The 15,583-nt window shown below is 61.7% G+C and carries 16 protein-coding genes; 7 read left to right on the top strand and 9 right to left on the bottom strand.

The genetic code is table 11. The annotated features are described in order from the left end of the window. Positions 1 to 29 precede the first annotated feature (29 nt). The 3 genes from J5M66_RS15255 to J5M66_RS15245 are packed head-to-tail and all read left to right on the top strand — an operon-like array spanning position 30 to position 4,065. Complete coding sequence (locus tag J5M66_RS15255; RefSeq protein WP_207808052.1) at positions 30 to 1,628, top strand: ABC transporter permease subunit; 1,599 nt, start codon at positions 30 to 32, stop codon at positions 1,626 to 1,628. Then, a complete protein-coding gene (locus J5M66_RS15250; protein WP_122881302.1) occupies positions 1,625 to 2,440 on the top strand; it encodes an ABC transporter ATP-binding protein in 816 nt (271 codons plus the stop codon). Before J5M66_RS15255 ends, J5M66_RS15250 begins: the two co-directional genes overlap by 4 nt. 14 nt (positions 2,441 to 2,454) lie before the next feature. Beyond that, positions 2,455 to 4,065 carry an arylsulfatase gene (locus tag J5M66_RS15245; RefSeq protein WP_207808053.1) on the top strand — a complete coding sequence of 537 codons (1,611 nt, stop codon included), beginning with the start codon at positions 2,455 to 2,457 and terminating at the stop codon, positions 4,063 to 4,065. A 190-nt stretch (positions 4,066 to 4,255) separates the two neighbouring features. On the opposite strand, the gene J5M66_RS15240 is transcribed toward J5M66_RS15245, so the two are convergent. Next, complete coding sequence (locus tag J5M66_RS15240; protein ID WP_207808054.1) at positions 4,256 to 5,326, bottom strand: fatty acid desaturase; 1,071 nt, start codon at positions 5,324 to 5,326, stop codon at positions 4,256 to 4,258. A gap of 100 nt (positions 5,327 to 5,426) precedes the next feature. Between J5M66_RS15240 and J5M66_RS15235 the strand changes: the two genes are divergently transcribed. Continuing rightward, on the top strand, positions 5,427 to 6,431 hold the full coding sequence (locus J5M66_RS15235; RefSeq protein ID WP_207808055.1) for an AraC family transcriptional regulator: 1,005 nt from the start codon (positions 5,427 to 5,429) through the stop codon (positions 6,429 to 6,431). 103 nt (positions 6,432 to 6,534) lie between these two features. Here the strand turns inward: J5M66_RS15235 and J5M66_RS15230 are convergent, their stop codons facing one another. Then, a complete protein-coding gene (locus tag J5M66_RS15230) occupies positions 6,535 to 7,920 on the bottom strand; it encodes a heavy metal sensor histidine kinase (protein ID WP_207808056.1) in 1,386 nt (461 codons plus the stop codon). Then, positions 7,910 to 8,590 carry a heavy metal response regulator transcription factor gene (locus J5M66_RS15225; RefSeq protein ID WP_041477440.1) on the bottom strand — a complete coding sequence of 227 codons (681 nt, stop codon included), beginning with the start codon at positions 8,588 to 8,590 and terminating at the stop codon, positions 7,910 to 7,912. The genes J5M66_RS15230 and J5M66_RS15225 overlap by 11 nt, the downstream gene beginning before the upstream one ends. Positions 8,591 to 8,726: 136 nt before the next feature. Between J5M66_RS15225 and J5M66_RS15220 the strand changes: the two genes are divergently transcribed. Next, the gene (locus tag J5M66_RS15220; RefSeq protein WP_207808057.1) at positions 8,727 to 9,212 is read left to right on the top strand and encodes a heme-binding protein; all 486 of its coding nucleotides are present in this window, start codon (positions 8,727 to 8,729) and stop codon (positions 9,210 to 9,212) included. An 11-nt stretch (positions 9,213 to 9,223) separates the two neighbouring features. Beyond that, positions 9,224 to 9,634 (top strand): hydroxyisourate hydrolase, encoded by a 411-nt coding sequence (gene uraH / locus J5M66_RS15215; RefSeq protein ID WP_042610175.1) that lies wholly within the window; start codon positions 9,224 to 9,226, stop codon positions 9,632 to 9,634. Between the two features lie 160 nt (positions 9,635 to 9,794). On the opposite strand, the gene J5M66_RS15210 is transcribed toward uraH, so the two are convergent. Further along, positions 9,795 to 10,472, bottom strand: a complete 678-nt coding sequence (locus J5M66_RS15210; protein ID WP_207808058.1) for a Crp/Fnr family transcriptional regulator — start codon at positions 10,470 to 10,472, stop codon at positions 9,795 to 9,797. 84 nt (positions 10,473 to 10,556) lie between these two features. Between J5M66_RS15210 and J5M66_RS15205 the strand changes: the two genes are divergently transcribed. Then, on the top strand, positions 10,557 to 11,081 hold the full coding sequence (locus J5M66_RS15205; protein ID WP_207808059.1) for an Mpo1-like protein: 525 nt from the start codon (positions 10,557 to 10,559) through the stop codon (positions 11,079 to 11,081). Between the two features lie 82 nt (positions 11,082 to 11,163). On the opposite strand, the gene J5M66_RS15200 is transcribed toward J5M66_RS15205, so the two are convergent. From J5M66_RS15200 to oscA, 5 genes are all read right to left on the bottom strand, one after another. Beyond that, positions 11,164 to 12,153 (bottom strand): sulfate ABC transporter ATP-binding protein, encoded by a 990-nt coding sequence (locus J5M66_RS15200; protein ID WP_207808060.1) that lies wholly within the window; start codon positions 12,151 to 12,153, stop codon positions 11,164 to 11,166. Between the two features lie 3 nt (positions 12,154 to 12,156). Further along, positions 12,157 to 13,029 (bottom strand): sulfate ABC transporter permease subunit CysW, encoded by an 873-nt coding sequence (cysW, locus tag J5M66_RS15195; protein WP_007917679.1) that lies wholly within the window; start codon positions 13,027 to 13,029, stop codon positions 12,157 to 12,159. A 12-nt stretch (positions 13,030 to 13,041) separates the two neighbouring features. Then, complete coding sequence (gene cysT / locus J5M66_RS15190) at positions 13,042 to 13,860, bottom strand: sulfate ABC transporter permease subunit CysT (RefSeq protein ID WP_122751855.1); 819 nt, start codon at positions 13,858 to 13,860, stop codon at positions 13,042 to 13,044. Between the two features lie 172 nt (positions 13,861 to 14,032). Further along, on the bottom strand, positions 14,033 to 15,046 hold the full coding sequence (locus J5M66_RS15185) for a sulfate ABC transporter substrate-binding protein (RefSeq protein WP_024011134.1): 1,014 nt from the start codon (positions 15,044 to 15,046) through the stop codon (positions 14,033 to 14,035). A 139-nt stretch (positions 15,047 to 15,185) separates the two neighbouring features. Beyond that, positions 15,186 to 15,368 carry a sulfur starvation response protein OscA gene (gene oscA / locus J5M66_RS15180; protein WP_007917682.1) on the bottom strand — a complete coding sequence of 61 codons (183 nt, stop codon included), beginning with the start codon at positions 15,366 to 15,368 and terminating at the stop codon, positions 15,186 to 15,188. Between the last annotated feature and the right edge of the window lie 215 nt (positions 15,369 to 15,583).

The raw sequence follows: 15,583 nt of genomic DNA, 5'->3' as shown, positions 1-15,583 counted from the left end.
GCCATGCAACCCGACAACGGAGGTCACCCATGGCCCGTCAATCTCTGCTCAGCCTGCCGCTGGCCGCGCCGCCGCTGAAAAGCCGTCGCACCTGGCCCCGCCTGAATCAACGCCTGCTGCCTTGGCTGTTGCCCGTCAGCCTGTTCGTCCTGTGGTGGCTGGCCGCGCGCAATCAGTGGATGAGCGAGCAGATCCTGCCGGCGCCATCGCTGGTGTGGAGCAGCGCTGTGGAACTGGCCCAAGGCGAGTTGTGGAGTCATTTGTGGATCAGCCTGCAACGGTTGTTCTGGGGCTTGTTGGCAGGCGTTTCGACCGGCGCGGTGCTTGGCGCCGCACTGGGCTTCAGTCGACGTCTGGAGCGCCTGGTTTTTCCGACATTCGCCGGATTGGCGCAGGTGCCGACGCTGGCGTGGATTCCGCTGTTCATGGTGTTTTTCGGCATCGGCGAACTGCTGAAACTGGTGGTGCTGATCAAGGCCATTGTGGTGCCGGTGACCTTGCACACACTGGTTGGTGTGCGCGATGCACAACCGAAACTGCGCGAAGCCGCCGCCGTGTTGCGCCTGCCGCCGCGCTTGCTGATTTGGCGCTTGGTGCTTCCCGCTGCGCTGCCGGCGTTCATGGCCGGCGTGCGCCTGGCACTCGCTGCCGGCTGGACCTCGTTGCTGGCGGTCGAGCTGCTGGCCTCCAGCGAAGGCATCGGCTATCTGATGGTCTGGGCGCGGCAGTTGTTCATGCTCGACATCGTGTTCGTGTGCATCGTGGTCATCGGTCTGATCGGCGTGGCGATGGATCGCGGCATCGGCCTGCTCGACCGCAAACTGGTGCACTGGCCGCACCCGGCCACCGCGCACATCACACGCGGCCCGCGCTATCAGGGCTGGCAACGCCTGCAACCGTGGCTGTTGCCGCTAGGCTTGTTGGCGCTCTGGCAACACGCCAATGATCAGCAGTGGGTCGACGCGAATATTCTGATCAGCCCTGCGGCTGTGCTGAGCACGACATGGGACGGACTGCTCGACGGTACGCTGGTCAACGGCATGGCGCTGAGCCTGAGCCGCACCCTGGGCGGCTTGCTGATCGGTGGCGGCCTCGGTTTCGCCCTGGGCTTGCTGCTCGGCATGTCACGTCTCAGCGAACGCCTGCTCGGCCCGACACTCGCCGCACTGCGGCAGATCGCGATTTTCGCCTGGGTGCCACTGCTCACCGCGTGGTTCGGTCTCGGCGAACTGGCCAAGTGGGTGTTCGTCGCTCTCGCCGCCTTCTTCCCGCTGTTCATCGCCACCCAGCGCAGCGTCGCCAACCTCTCGCCGCAACTCAACGAAGCCGCGCAAGTGCTGCGCCTGAGCCTCGGCCAGCGCCTGCGTCGACTGGTCCTGCCCGGTGCTGCGCCGGGGATCTTCGCCGGGCTGCGATTGAGCCTGATCTACGCCTGGCTCGGCACCATCGGCGCTGAATATTTCATGCCGTCCAATGGCGGCATCGGAAGTCAGATGATCGGCGCGCAGCAGCTGCTGCGCATGGATCTGATCATGGCCGGCATGCTGCTGGTCGGCCTCACCGGCGCCCTGCTCAACCTGATCGGCCAACGCCTGGAAATTCGCGCGACCCGCTGGAGACACGCATGAACGCACCAATTGTCAGCTTCAACCACGTAGGCAAATCCTTCGCCGTCAACGGTTTCGAACTGGAGGCGATTCGCGAATTCAACCTGGACATTGCCGAGGGCGAATTCGTCGCCATCGTCGGCTCCAGCGGCTGCGGCAAATCCACATTGCTGCGTTTGCTGGTCGGCCTCGACACCGAGTTTCGCGGGCACATCAGTGTCGATGGCAAGGCCGTTAGCGGCATCGGCGGCGAGCGCGGTATCGTCTTTCAGGAACATCGTCTGTTTCCGTGGCTGACGGTCGCCGACAACATCGGCCTGGGTCTGGTCAATGAACCGCTGAGCGGAGCGCAGAAACAACAACGCATCAAGGATTTCATCGAGCTGGTCGGCCTCAGCGATTTCACCGCGGCCTATCCGCATCAACTCTCCGGCGGCATGGCGCAACGCGTGGCGATCGCGCGCGGCCTCGTCGCCAGCCCGCGAATCCTGTTGCTCGACGAACCCTTCGGCGCCCTCGACGCACTGACCCGCCAGCAAATGCAGGACGAGCTGCTGGCGATCCGCGAGCGGGCACAGATCACCACGATTCTGGTGACCCACGATGTCGAGGAAGCGATTTTTCTGGCCGACCGCGTGGTGGTGATGGAGCCGCGTCCGGGGCGGATCAAGCAAGTGGTCGACATCGCCCTGCCGCACCCGCGCCAACGCAGCGGTTACGACTTTCATCAGCTGCGTGAAGAACTGCTGCACGAGCTGACCAGTGATGACCATTACCAACCGAGCGCACCGGTGCAGATCCGCGATCTGCCGCTGACGTTCATTGCCTGCTGAACAGGAGTTTCGCGATGCCGCAACGTCCCAACTTTCTAGTGATTCTGGCCGACGACCTGGGCTTTTCCGACATCGGTGCGTTCGGCGGCGAAATCGCTACGCCGAACCTCGATGCGCTGGCCGAGAACGGCCTGCGCCTGACCGATTTCCACACCGCACCGACCTGCTCGCCGACGCGCTCGATGCTGCTGACCGGCACCGATCACCACATCGCCGGTATTGGCACCATGGCCGAAGCGTTGACCCCGGAACTGATCGGCAAACCTGGCTACGAAGGCTACCTGAATGACCGCGTCGTCGCCCTGCCCGAGCTGCTGCGCGAGGCCGGCTATCAAACCTTGATGAGCGGCAAATGGCACTTGGGTCTGAAGGCTGAACTGGCGCCCCATGCGCGCGGTTTCGAGCGCTCGTTTTCACTGTTGCCGGGCGCTGCCAACCACTATGGTTTCGAGCCGACCTACGATGAGCAAACGCCGGGCCTGCTGAAATCCACCCCGGCGCTGTACATCGAGGACGATCAGTTTGTTGACGTGTTGCCGAAGGATTTCTATTCCTCCGATGCCTTCGGCGACAAGCTGCTGCAGTACCTCAAGGAGCGCGATCAGACCCGGCCGTTCTTCGCTTACCTGCCCTTCTCCGCGCCGCACTGGCCGCTGCAGGCACCGGCCGAGATCGTCGAGAAATACCGTGGCCGTTATGACGCCGGCCCGCAAGTGCTGCGCCTCGAACGCCTGGAAAAACTCAAGGCGCTGGGCCTGATCGACGCGGACGTCGAGCCGCACCCGCTGATTCAGCTCAGCGCGCAGTGGGACGCCTTGAGCGATGAGCAAAAGCAGATTTCCGCACGAGCCATGGAGGTCTACGCGGCGATGGTCGAGCGCATGGACTGGAACATCGGCCGGGTCATCGATTACCTGCGCCAGCAGGGACAGCTCGACAACACTTTCATCCTGTTCATGTCCGACAACGGGGCCGAAGGCGCGCTGCTGGAAGCGTTCCCCAAGTTCGGCCCGGAGCTGATGACCTACCTCAACCAGCATTACGACAACAGCCTCGACAACATCGGCCGGGCCAATTCCTACGTCTGGTACGGGCCGAACTGGGCGCAAGTGGCAACCGCGCCGTCACGCTTGTTCAAGGCTTTCACCACCGAGGGCGGGATCCGCGTGCCGGCGCTGCTGCACTATCCGCAACTGCCGCTGAAAGGGCAGATCAGCCATGGTTTCGGCACGGTGATGGACATCACCCCGACCATTCTCGATCTGGCTGGCGTGCGGCATCCGGGCAAACAGTGGAAAGGCAAAGCGGTGGCGCCACTGCGCGGTAAATCATGGCTGGGCTTCCTGTCCGGCGAGACCGCGCAGGTGCATGACGAACACACCGTGACAGGGTGGGAATTGTTCGGACGCCGGGCGATTCGCCAAGGGTCGTGGAAGGCGGTGTGGATTCCCGGACCGGTCGGTCCGGCGACCTGGCAGCTTTATGATCTGGCGAGCGATCCAGGGGAGATTCATGATCTGGCGTTGAGTCAGCCGCAGAAACTCACTGACTTGATCGGGCATTGGCAGCGGTATGTGGAAGAGACCGGAGTGATCCTCAGTGCTTCGCCGTTTCAGCCGGATTGAACCAAGATCAAAAGCCCCCCTCACCCCAGCCCTCTCCCCAGCCCTCTCCCTGAGGGAGAGGGGGAAAGGGAGCAGATCTTCATGCTTTTCCAACCTGAGGTCGGCTCGAAATTTCAGGTCGATGTATCCAGCATAAACAGCTAGATCAGTCCCCTCTCTCCTGGGAGAGGGTTAGGGTGAGGGGCATCTGTCAGGCCTCCACCGCCTCCCCGGACACCACTTCCTCATCTCCGCGCACAAACCGGTTCGCCCGGCCAAACGTGCCGAAGTCATTGAAGCGCACACCCATCTCGCGCATCACCTTGTGCGCCACCGGCACGGTCATCTGGCGAACGTAAAACGGCTCCTTGACCACGAAGTGATGAATCCCGTGACTGCTGCCGAAGTTGAAGCAGAACGCTTGCAAAGGCCACAGCCACCAAGGGTTCAGCACCTGGCATTGCTGCAGCACATTGCCCGGTTCGACGTCGCCGTAGTAATGCATGTTCGAGCTGATGAAGTGCAGGCAAAAAGTGCGCAACACATTCGGGCCGATGATCACCACGGCGGCAATATCGATCACTTGCATCACCGAAAGTGTGGTGGCTGACCACTCGATTGGCGAGCCCAGCAAATAGGCGATGCCATTGGCCCCGTGAAAGCCGAGAAACACGTACCACGCGCCCCAATGCAGCAGCGCCAGCGGTGCGTAGACCTTGAGCACGCGTTTGCCGATGCTCCACTTGTGTGCCCAGGTCTTGGCGCGGAGCAGACGGATAAACGCCGACATCAGGTTGTCGCCAACCATCAGCAGACGGGCAAAACCCCACGGCTCGCCGTTGGTGATTGCGCGCTCTTCCATATCGGCTTCAGTGCCGGAAACCTTGTGATGGTTGAGGTGCAGATGACGACGGATCCACGGGTTGATCGTGCTTGGCCGCGCCAGCCAGACCAGGCCCATCATCAGGTTGTGCGGCACGCGTTGTTTGCGGAAGTACATGCTGTGGATCAGGTCGTGTTCCAGCTCATGGGTCAGCGAGGCGAAAAAAGCATTGAGCAGCAGGCACACCCACCAAGCCATATGGCCAGTGATGTACAGCGCCGCCGAGCCGATCATCCCGGCCAGCGCGAACGCCAGAATCCCCGCACCAAGGGCATCCTGATGCTGAAGAATCGGGTAGCGCTCACGCAATTGCGCACCTTTTGCCAACACCACTTGGCGAATATGTGCCGAGCGCTGCGCCGCATTCAGTCGTTCAGGGCTTGCAGAAGTACCGTCCATGTTTCCATCCTCGGGTCTAAGATGAATGCATCGTGCCTTGCCGGGGTTCGATCCGCGCTAGCCAAGAACGCCAACCTGTTGACCGGACGCGCCAATCCGCATGAAGGAACCGACCTCCCTCGCCAGCTGGACCCGCGCCTTGCGCAAACAACTCGACGCGCTCGGGCTGGACAGTCTTGCCTTGTGCCAACAGGCCGGGCTCGACCCAGCGCTGATGGACGACCCCAATGCGCGCTATCCGCTGTCCGGTACCACGCGCCTGTGGGCACTCGCCGTGCAGGCCAGCGGCGACCCGGCGCTGGGCTTGCGCGTGTCGCGTTTCGTCAGCCCGACCACCTTCCACGCGCTCGGTTATGCACTGGTGGCCAGCGGCAGCTTGCGCGAGGTGTTCGAGCGCATCGTGCGCTATCACCCAGTGGTCAGCGATGCGCTGGAACTGGAGCTGAGCCGCAGCGAAGACCGTTATCAATTCCGCCTGAAAATCCCGTCCGGCAACCCGGCGCCGGCCGTCGAAGCCATCGACGCCTTCGCGGCGATCTACGTGCGCACCTGCCGCAATCGCCTCGGCCGTGACTACGCACCGCTGGCGGTGTACTTGCGCCGCCCCGAACCGAGCGATGCCCAGCAATGGCACAAAGTCTTCCGCGCGCCGGTGCATTTTTGCGCCGCCGAAGACCGCCTGGAATTCGCCCTCGGCGACTTCGACAGCCACCTCGACGACGCCAACCCGGAACTGGCCGAACACAACGAAGCCGTACTCAAACGCACCCTCGCCCAGCTCAAACCGCTGACCTGGGAGCGCAAGGTGCGCGATGCCATTGAAGAACAACTGCCCGAAGGCGAACCGAGCGCCGAACGCATCGCCCAGGCCTTGCACCTGAGCCTGCGCAGCCTGCAACGGCATCTGGCGGATGAGGGCTGTCGCTTCGACACCCTGCTCAACGAAAGCCGCGAGAATCTGGCGCTGCTGCACTTGCGCGACCCGCAGTGCTCGTTGAGTGAAGTCAGCTATCTGCTGGGGTTCGCCGACACCAGCAGCTTCAGCCGCGCGTTCAAGCGCTGGACAGGAATGACGCCGGGGCAGTTTCGCGATGGGTTACGCTGATCCGAAATCATCACTGTGTGATCCAGCGCCTTCGCGAGCAGGCTCGCTCCCACAGTTGGAATGCGTTTCCTTGTGGGAGCGAGCCTGCTCGCGAAGAGGCCTGTCAATTCACCACAAACCCCAACTCAAACGCCATTCCCGACACATCACTACTCACCCGCACCCGCCCGCCATGCAAGTGCATGATCGACTGCACAATCGCCAACCCCAGCCCACCCGAATCCCCCGGTTCCGCCCTTGAGGGGTCGACGCGGTAGAACCGATCGAACAGTTTGCCCAAATGCTCAGGCGCGATGACCGGGCCGTGGTTGTGCACTTGCAGCCAGCACATATCCGGTTCATCGCGGCGTTGCAGGCTGATCAGGGTGCCGGGGTCGGCGTGGCGTACGGCGTTGGCCAGCAGATTGCCGAGGGCTCGTTGCAGCAATTGCTGGTCGGCGAGTAGCTCACCGTGCATGCGGTTTTGCAGTTGCAGGTCGCGATCATCGGCCAGGGCTTCGAAGTAATCGCAGAGTTCGTCGCCGACGTTGCGCAAGTCCAGCGTGTGGAGATTGAGCGCACGTTCGGCCTGTTCGGCGCGGGCGAGGAACATCAGGTTCTCGGCCATGCGCTTGAGCCGTTCGAACTCTTCCATGTTCGAGGCCAGCACTTCCTGATATTCGGCCGTGCTGCGCGGATGGTTCAGGGCCTGGCCGTTGCTGGCCAGCAAGGTGTGCAGCGGCGTGCGGATTTCGTGGGCGAGGTCGGCGGAGAATTGCGACAGGCGCTGCACGCTGTCGTCCAGCCGCGCCAGCATGGTGTTGAGCGCGTGCACCGGTTCGCGCAGTTCGCTCGGCGTGCCGTCGACCGGCAGGCGTCGATCGAGGCTGCGCAGATCGATACTGCGAACCGCTTCGCTCAACTGATGCAAGGGCTGCAAGCCACGCCGCAGCAACAGCAGGCCCAGAGCAAAAGCGAGCAACGCGCCGAGGCCGACGGACAGATACAGACGCAGGCGATAACTGCCGAGCATCTGCTCGCGCTCGCTGAGCACTTTGCCGGCGATCACCGTGAGGGTTTCACCGTTGGGGCCTTGCGCCTGGCCGGACAGCAAGGCCAGCTCAGCGCCGTCACTGGCCTGCCAGGTGAGCACGTCACGGCGCTGCGGCATTTGCTCTCGCGGTAATGCATTGAGCGCCGGCAATTCACGTTGGCGCGGGTTGATCGCGATCACGCTGGAACCGTCGGCCCGGCGCACCAGCAGCAGACTGTCGAGATTACCGAGCATGTTCTGATACAACCGTGGCCGTGCCTGCAAGGCGTCGAGGCTGTCGCTGTCGGCGAGCAAGGCGCGCACTTGCTCGAGGCGACCGAGCAAGGCCATGTCATCACGAAAGGCCAATTCCGAGGCCAGCGAGCGGTAGAGAAACACGCCGATTGCGCTCAGCACCAGCGCGCAGACCATGGCGAAGGCCAGCGCCAATCGCCAGGCGATCGACTTACTCCACATCGTCCGGCGCTTCCAGTTGATAACCGACGCCGCGCACGGTGTGGATAAGTTTCGGCATGTACGGGTCGTCAACCTTGGCGCGCAGACGCCGGACGGCGACTTCGACCATGTTGGTGTCGCTGTCGAAATTCAGGTTCCACACCTGCGAGGCGATCAGCGTGCGCGAGAGCACTTCGCCCTGGCGGCTGGCGAGCAACTGCAACAGGGCGAATTCCTTGTTGGTCAGGGCAATGCGCTGGCCGCCGCGACTGACCCGGCGGCGCAATACGTCGATTTCCAGGTCGGCAATGCTGTACGACTCGGCTTCGCGCATCGGCCCGCGTCGCAGCAGCGTGCGCACGCGCGCGAGCAGTTCGGCGAAGGCGAAGGGTTTGAGCAGGTAGTCATCGGCTCCCAGCTCAAGACCACGGACGCGGTCTTCGATGGCGTCCTTGGCGGTGAGAAACAGCACCGGTGTAGCGCCGCGCTGGCGAATCAGTTGCAACAATTGCCAGCCGTTGAGGCCGGGCAGCATCACGTCGAGGATGATCAGGTCATATTCCTGCTGCTCGATAAAATAGCGGCCGTCGAGGCCATTGAGCGCCACATCCACGGCGAAACCCGACTCGCCCAGGCCCTTGGCAAGGAAATTCGCGGTTTTGGCTTCATCTTCTACGACCAGCAAACGCATGGCACACCTCGATTGATCAGGTACACAGGCTAGGCGTGTTCGCCGCCGTTGCCCATTACAAACTTGTAATCCGCCTGACGGAGTTCTGACGAAGTGCGCCGGTTAAGGTGCAGACCTTCTCAATCGGAGCCTGCACATGACCGTCAAATACCTTGTCGCCAGCCTGATCCTCGGCCTCAGCGGCGCCGCGAGCGCCACGCCAGAACTGCCGCGCCACGCCGATCTCGACCTGAAAACCGCACGCTGGCTGGCGGACAAGGCGATGAGCAGTTGCACCGGCACGGTGTCGGTACTCGACCGTGGCGGCAGCCTGATGGTGACTCTGCGTGGGGACGGCGTTGGCCCGCACAACACCGCCGCCAGCCAGCGCAAGGCCTACACCGCGCTGTCGACCAAGACGCCGACGCGGCTGTTCGCCGAGCGCGCCCGCAGCAACCCGGAAACCGCCAACCTCAACACCCTCGATGATTTGCTATTGCTCGGCGGCGGCATTCCGTTGTTCGCCGGCAGCGAACTGGTCGGCGCGATGGGCGTGGCCGGTTCCGGCGGCGGTGAACAAGACGAAAACTGCGCCCGCGCCGCCGCCGACAAAGCCGGCCTGAGCATCACCCGTTCCCACTAAGGAGATCCACCATGACCACCCTGCGCATGACCCTCGCCGCGCTCGGCCTGAGCGCTGTTTCCAGCCTGGCGCTCGCCGCCGGCAATCCGCTGAGCGTGCACGTGCTCAACCTGGAAAACGGCCTGCCGTCACCGGGCATCAACGTCACCCTGGAAAAACACGTCGGCGAAAACTGGCAACCACTGGCCCAAGGCACCACCAACGAGCAAGGGCGGATCGCCGAGCTGTTCCCGGCCAAACAGCCATTCGAAGCCGGTGAATACCGTGTGGTGTTCAAGACCGGCGAGTACTACCAGAAGATCAAACACGAGACGTTCTTCCCGGAAATTCCGGTGATCTTTCAGGTCAAGCAGACTGATCAGCACTACCACATCCCGCTGCTGCTGAGCCCGTACGGTTTCTCGACCTATCGCGGGTCGTAATCCAAACACAGATCCTTTGTAGGAGTGAGCCTTTGTGGTGAGGGGATTTATCCCCGCTGGAGTGCGCAGCAGTCCCATTTTTCAGGGTCGCTGCGCGCCCCAGCGGGGATAAATCCCCTCGCCACAGGTGCCAGTTCCGACATTGGATCGGTTTCAGTTTTCAGATCGTGGCCAAGGCACGCAGTCTTGCGGCATCGAGGATTTCGATTTCGCCGTATGCGAGCCCGATAATCCCCTGCCCCTGCAGATCCTTGAGGATCTGATTGGTGGTCTGTCGCGACAGCGACAGCATCGCCGCCAACTGCTCCTGCGGCAGTTGCAGCACCCGACGCGGCGCGTCGAGTTCGCCGTAGCCTTCGGCGATCATCAGCAAGCGATGGGCCAGACGCGCCGGAGCTGGCAGCAGGCTCAGCTGTTCGAGACTGATGAAGGCCAGGCGCAACTTGTGGCTCATCAGCAGCGCCAGATGCCGCCAGTACTGCGGCTGTTCGTCGAGCAATTTGAGCAACGCCGCCTGGGGAATATTCAGCAAGGTACACGGCCCGACCGCATAGGCGTCATGGGTGCGTGGCTGACCATCGAACAGGCAGATTTCCCCGAACCAGTGCGGCGCCTCAACCAGACTCAACAACGCCTCCTTGCCTTGCTCGCTCACCGCGCCGATACGCACTGCGCCATCGAGCACCGCGTACAGACCGCACGGCGCATCGCCACGCTGGAACAGCCGTTGTCCCGCCGTCAGCCGCCGCTCCCGGGCCAGCGCCAGCAGGCTATCCTGAAAAGATGCAGGCAGATGACTGAACCACTGGCCGCTGAGCAACCGTGCACGAATTTGCATAACCACTCCTGGAGTGTCGCCTGCCCGACAGAGCGAACGCGGATCCCGAGGGATGATGCATTCAACCCCACTGGAGGAACAACAATGAAAAGCCTCGTCGACCACCTCAGTCAATACGCCGCCTACCACCGCGACCCGCGCAACATTGCCAGCCACTTTATCGGCATTCCGCTGATCGTGGTGGCGGTGGCTGTCCTGCTGTCTCGGCCGCAGTGGGAGCTGGGCGGGCTGTGGATATCTCCAGCCGTTGTGGTGGCGCTGGCCTCGGCGTGGTTTTACCTGCGTCTGGAGTTGAAGCTTGGCGTGTTGATGACGGTATTGATGGGGCTGTCGGTGTGGGCCGGGCATGCGCTGGCGCAGCAGAGCACCCTGGTCTGGCTGAGCAGCGGCCTGGCGATGTTCGTGATCGGCTGGGTGATCCAGTTTGTCGGGCATCACTATGAAGGGCGCAAACCGGCATTTGTCGATGACATCAGCGGACTGATTGTCGGGCCGTTGTTTGTCGTGGCCGAGCTGGCGTTCATGCTCGGGATGCGGCAGGAATTGAAACAAGAGATCGAGTTGCGGGCGGGGGTGGTGCGGATCAATCCGAATCGCGCTGCTGTCTAGATCGTATTCGCGAGCAGGCTCGCTCCCACATTTGAAATAAGTTTTCCCTGTGGGAGCGAGCCTGCTCGCGAAGCTTTTGCTTTTAGAGGTTAGCGACTTTCTGCCAGACCTTCGGCTTGAAGAACAAGGTCTCACCCTTGGCCAGACCGATCAGGCTGTCGTGATCCTTGACCACTTCCGCTTCGATCAGATCGGTCTGCCCCTCCACTTTCAAGGTCACCCGGGTAGTCGCGCCCAGCGGGCGGATATCGCGCACTTCAGCGGCGTGGTGATCTTCCAGCTCATGCTTGGACAACGACACTTCGTGCGGGCGGAACAGCACATGGTTGTCGTCGCTCAGCAGCAAGCGATTCGAGTCGCCGAGGAAGTGATAGACGAAATCGCTGGCCGGGTTTTCGTAGACGTCGCCCGGTGAGCCGATCTGCTCGATCACGCCTTTGTTCATCACCACGATACGGTCGGCGACTTCCATCGCTTCTTCCTGGTCGTGGGTCACGAACACCGAAGTCAGGTTGATATCTTCGTGCAGCCGCGCCAACCAGCGCCGCAGTTCCTTGCGCACCTTGGCATCGAGGGCGCCGAACGGTTCATCCAGCAGCAGCACTTTCGGCTCCACCGCCAAAGCACGGGCCAAAGCGATACGCTGACGCTGACCACCGGACAACTGCTCCGGGTAGCGATCCGACAACCAGTCCAGTTGCACCATGTTCAGCAGTTCGTGAACCTTGCTGGCGATCTGGCTTTCGCTCGGGCGCTGGTTTTTCGGTTTCATGCGCAGGCCGAACGCGACGTTGTCGAACACTGTCATGTGGCGGAACAAGGCGTAATGCTGGAACACGAAACCGACGTTGCGATCACGCACGTCGTGGCCGGAAACGTCTTCGCCGTGAAAAACGATGTTGCCCTGATCCGGGGTTTCCAGACCGGCAATAATGCGCAGCAAGGTGGTTTTGCCGCAGCCCGACGGACCAAGCAGCGCGACCAGCTCACCGCTGTGGATATCCAGGCTGATGTTGTCCAGCGCCTTGAACGCGTTGAAATTCTTGCTGACGTTACGCACTTCGATCGACATGAATTATTCCTCCGCGGCGCTGGCGCGCAGGCGGTTGATACGGTTTTCGCTCCACTGCTTGAGCAGCAGGATGAAGAGCGCCAGGATCAGCAACAGGCTCGCCACGGCAAACGCGGCCACGTGGTTGTATTCGTTGTAGAGGATCTCGACGTGCAGCGGCAAGGTGTTGGTCACCCCGCGAATGTGCCCGGAAACCACCGACACCGCACCGAATTCACCCATGGCCCGCGCCGTGCACAGCACCACGCCGTAAATCAGGCCCCACTTGATGTTGGGCACGGTGACGTGCCAGAACATCTGCCAGCCATTGGCCCCGAGCAGGCGCGCGGCCTCTTCTTCCTGGGTGCCTTGTTCCTGCATCAGCGGAATCAGTTCACGGGCCACGAACGGCACGGTGACGAAAATCGTCGCCAGCACAATGCCCGGCAGGGCGAAAACGATCTGGATGTCGTGATCCTGCAGCCACGGCCCGAACAGGCCCTGCGCACCGAACATCAGCACGTAGACCAGACCGGCGATCACCGGCGACACCGAGAACGGCAGGTCGATCAGCGTCACCAGCATGCTCTTGCCACGAAAGGAGTATTTGCTCACGCACCACGCCGCACTGACACCGAACACCAGGTTCAGCGGCACCGAAATCAGCACCGCGAACACAGTGAGTTTCAATGCCGAAAGCGCGTCCGGTTCAAAAATCGCGGTGAAGAACGCGCCGAGGCCGTTTTTCAGACCTTGCGATACGACGATGAACAACGGCAGCAGCAGAAACAGGAAAAAGATCAGCCAGCCAAGGCCGATCAGGATTCTGCGCGAAGTGGCACTGCCACGGCGCGCAGCGTTGGCCGAAGAGGCGGCCGCAATGGACGATTGGGACATGTTCGCGCCTCCTTATGGGGTTTCGATGCGCCGCTGCAGCAAGTTGATCAGCAGCAACAGGATGAAGGAAACCACCAGCATCAGTACGCCGATGGCGGTAGCGCCGGTGTAATCGTATTGGTCGAGTTTGACCATGATCAGCAGCGGCAGGATCTCGGTTTTCATCGGCATGTTGCCGGCAATGAAAATCACCGAACCGTACTCGCCGACGCCACGCGCGAACGCCAGCGCAAAACCGGTCAGCCAGGCGGGCAGCAGTGCCGGAACCAGAATGTGGCGAAATACCTGCCATGGCTTCGCACCCAGGCACGCCGCCGCCTCTTCGACTTCACGGGGAATATCGGCCAGCACCGGTTGCACCGTGCGCACCACGAACGGCAGCGTGACGAAGGTCAGCGCGAGGGTGATGCCCAGCGGGGTGTAGGCGATCTTGAAACCGAGGTCAGCGGCAAATTGCCCGACCAGCCCGGCCGGCGCGTACAGCGCGGTCAGCGCAATACCGGCCACGGCTGTCGGCAGGGCGAACGGCAGATCGATCATCGCGTCGATCACCTTGCGCCCGGGGAAGGTGTAGCGCACCAGCACCCAGGCCAGCAACGTGCCGATGATGCCGTTGATGATCGCCGCGCACAGCGCGGTGCCGAAGCTCAGCTTCAACGCCGCCAGCACCCGCGGTGCGGTGATGATCGTCCAGAACTGATCCCAGGTCAGCTGGGCGGCGTGGACGAACATCGCCGCCAGCGGGATAAGCACAATCAGGCTGAGGTACACCAAGGTGTAACCCAGCGTCAGCCCGAAGCCGGGTATGACGGGGGAGATACGACGCGACATAAGAGTCCCTGGTTAAAAGCATTCCGCTGAACGCATCAATGTGAGAGCGAGCTTGCTCGCGAAGAGGAAGTATCAATCAACTCTAGGTCGTCTGACACTCCGCTTTCGCGAGCAGGCTCGCTCCCACATTTGCCGCGCCTGGCTTCAGGCTTGCTGTGTGGCTGAAGTCAGATTACTGCGCCTGATAGATCTGGTCGAACACGCCGCCGTCGTTGAAGAATTTCGGCTGCGCGGATTTCCAGCCGCCGAAGTCCTTGTCGATGGTCACCAGTTCCAGTTTCGGGAACTGCTGGGCGTACTTGGCCGCTACGTCCTTGTCACGTGGACGATAGAAGTTTTTCGCGGCGATTTCCTGGCCGGCCGGGCTGTACAGATGCTTGAGGTAGGCTTCGGCGATCTGCGCGTTGCCCTTCTTCTCGGCGTTCTTGTCGACCACCGCCACGGGTGGTTCGGCGAGGATCGACAGCGACGGCACGACGATATCGAACTTGTCTGCGCCGCCGTCTTCTTTCAGCGCCAGAAACGCTTCGTTTTCCCAGGCCAGCAACACGTCGCCCTGACCGTTGTTGACGAAGGTAATGGTCGAACCACGGGCGCCGGTGTCGAGGATCGGCACGTGCTTGAACAGGGTTTGTACGTATTCCTTCGCCTTGGCCTCATCACCGCCGTTGGCTTTCAGGCCATAGGCCCACGCGGCGAGAAAGTTCCAGCGCGCACCGCCCGAGGTTTTCGGGTTTGGCGTGATCACCGAGACATCGTTCTTGACCAGATCGCCCCAGTCCTTGATGCCTTTCGGGTTGCCCTTGCGCACCAGGAACACGATGGTCGAGGTGTACGGCGTGCTCGCTTCCGGCAGACGCTTCTGCCAGTCGGCGGGCAGGCTCTTGCCGAGCTTGGCGATTTCATCGATGTCGCCAGCCAAGGCCAGGGTCACCACGTCAGCCCGCAGGCCATCGATCACCGCACGGCCCTGCTTGCCCGAGCCACCGTGGGACTGCTGGATTTTCACCGTGTCGCCGGCATGATCCTGCTGCCAGAACTTGATGAATTCGGCGTTGTATTCCTGATACAGCTCGCGCGTCGGGTCATACGACACGTTGAGCAGCTCGTAATCCTTGGCAACGGCGGAACCGGCAAACACGGCACTGGCCAGCGCGGCCAAAGCATAACGGCGAATCGACGACATGGTGAAAGCTCCTGGAATTCCTGGTGGTGGCTTGTTCTTATGTATTGCTGGAATCGGGTCCCGTTGAAAGATCGCCGCCTTCGCCAGCTCCTGCACACAGCCCCCTGTAGGAGCCGCCGCAGGCTGCGATCTTTTGATTTCAGCCCGGTTGTTTACCGGGTTGCTGCAAACGAAATTTCTCTTTGCGTTCGATCTGTACGACTTGCGCGTTGTGCACAGTGATCTCCACCGCGCCGAACCGCAGATCGCGCAGGGCGCTCTGGATTTCCCGCAAGATGGTGCTTTCGTCCTGACCGTCAACACTGCGAAGGGATGCGCTCATGGTGCTGCTCCTTTGAAGGGGATTTGCCTGGCAGTGGGCGGCACTGCGTTCGGCGTGGGAGCAATATAAGAGAGGCATGGATATTCTTAAAAAGACTATTTAAGAATGTTTATATAACCAGAAAATAATATGAGAGACGGCAAGGGGTTTGCGCTGATTTGAAATCGTCAAGAGAACTTGTGGCGAGGGGATTTATCCCCGATGGACTGTGTAGC

The organism is Pseudomonas sp. 67(2021) (assembly GCF_017491835.1).
GTDB classification, from domain to species: domain Bacteria; phylum Pseudomonadota; class Gammaproteobacteria; order Pseudomonadales; family Pseudomonadaceae; genus Aquipseudomonas; species Aquipseudomonas atacamensis.
The sequence above is the reverse complement of the archived record's forward strand: the minus strand, read 5'-3'. Positions and strand labels throughout refer to the sequence as shown.

Bases quoted from the DNA above. Each gene is read 5' to 3' on its own strand.
- J5M66_RS15255 (WP_207808052.1), top strand. From the start codon at position 30: ATGGCCCGTCAATCTCTGCTCAGCCTGCCGCTGGCCGCGCCGCCGCTG.
- J5M66_RS15250 (WP_122881302.1), top strand. From the start codon at position 1,625: ATGAACGCACCAATTGTCAGCTTCAACCACGTAGGCAAATCCTTCGCC.
- J5M66_RS15245 (WP_207808053.1), top strand. From the start codon at position 2,455: ATGCCGCAACGTCCCAACTTTCTAGTGATTCTGGCCGACGACCTGGGC.
- J5M66_RS15240 (WP_207808054.1), bottom strand. From the start codon at position 5,326: ATGGACGGTACTTCTGCAAGCCCTGAACGACTGAATGCGGCGCAGCGC.
- J5M66_RS15235 (WP_207808055.1), top strand. From the start codon at position 5,427: ATGAAGGAACCGACCTCCCTCGCCAGCTGGACCCGCGCCTTGCGCAAA.
- J5M66_RS15230 (WP_207808056.1), bottom strand. From the start codon at position 7,920: ATGTGGAGTAAGTCGATCGCCTGGCGATTGGCGCTGGCCTTCGCCATG.
- J5M66_RS15225 (WP_041477440.1), bottom strand. From the start codon at position 8,590: ATGCGTTTGCTGGTCGTAGAAGATGAAGCCAAAACCGCGAATTTCCTT.
- J5M66_RS15220 (WP_207808057.1), top strand. From the start codon at position 8,727: ATGACCGTCAAATACCTTGTCGCCAGCCTGATCCTCGGCCTCAGCGGC.
- uraH (WP_042610175.1), top strand. From the start codon at position 9,224: ATGACCACCCTGCGCATGACCCTCGCCGCGCTCGGCCTGAGCGCTGTT.
- J5M66_RS15210 (WP_207808058.1), bottom strand. From the start codon at position 10,472: ATGCAAATTCGTGCACGGTTGCTCAGCGGCCAGTGGTTCAGTCATCTG.
- J5M66_RS15205 (WP_207808059.1), top strand. From the start codon at position 10,557: ATGAAAAGCCTCGTCGACCACCTCAGTCAATACGCCGCCTACCACCGC.
- J5M66_RS15200 (WP_207808060.1), bottom strand. From the start codon at position 12,153: ATGTCGATCGAAGTGCGTAACGTCAGCAAGAATTTCAACGCGTTCAAG.
- cysW (WP_007917679.1), bottom strand. From the start codon at position 13,029: ATGTCCCAATCGTCCATTGCGGCCGCCTCTTCGGCCAACGCTGCGCGC.
- cysT (WP_122751855.1), bottom strand. From the start codon at position 13,860: ATGTCGCGTCGTATCTCCCCCGTCATACCCGGCTTCGGGCTGACGCTG.
- J5M66_RS15185 (WP_024011134.1), bottom strand. From the start codon at position 15,046: ATGTCGTCGATTCGCCGTTATGCTTTGGCCGCGCTGGCCAGTGCCGTG.
- oscA (WP_007917682.1), bottom strand. From the start codon at position 15,368: ATGAGCGCATCCCTTCGCAGTGTTGACGGTCAGGACGAAAGCACCATC.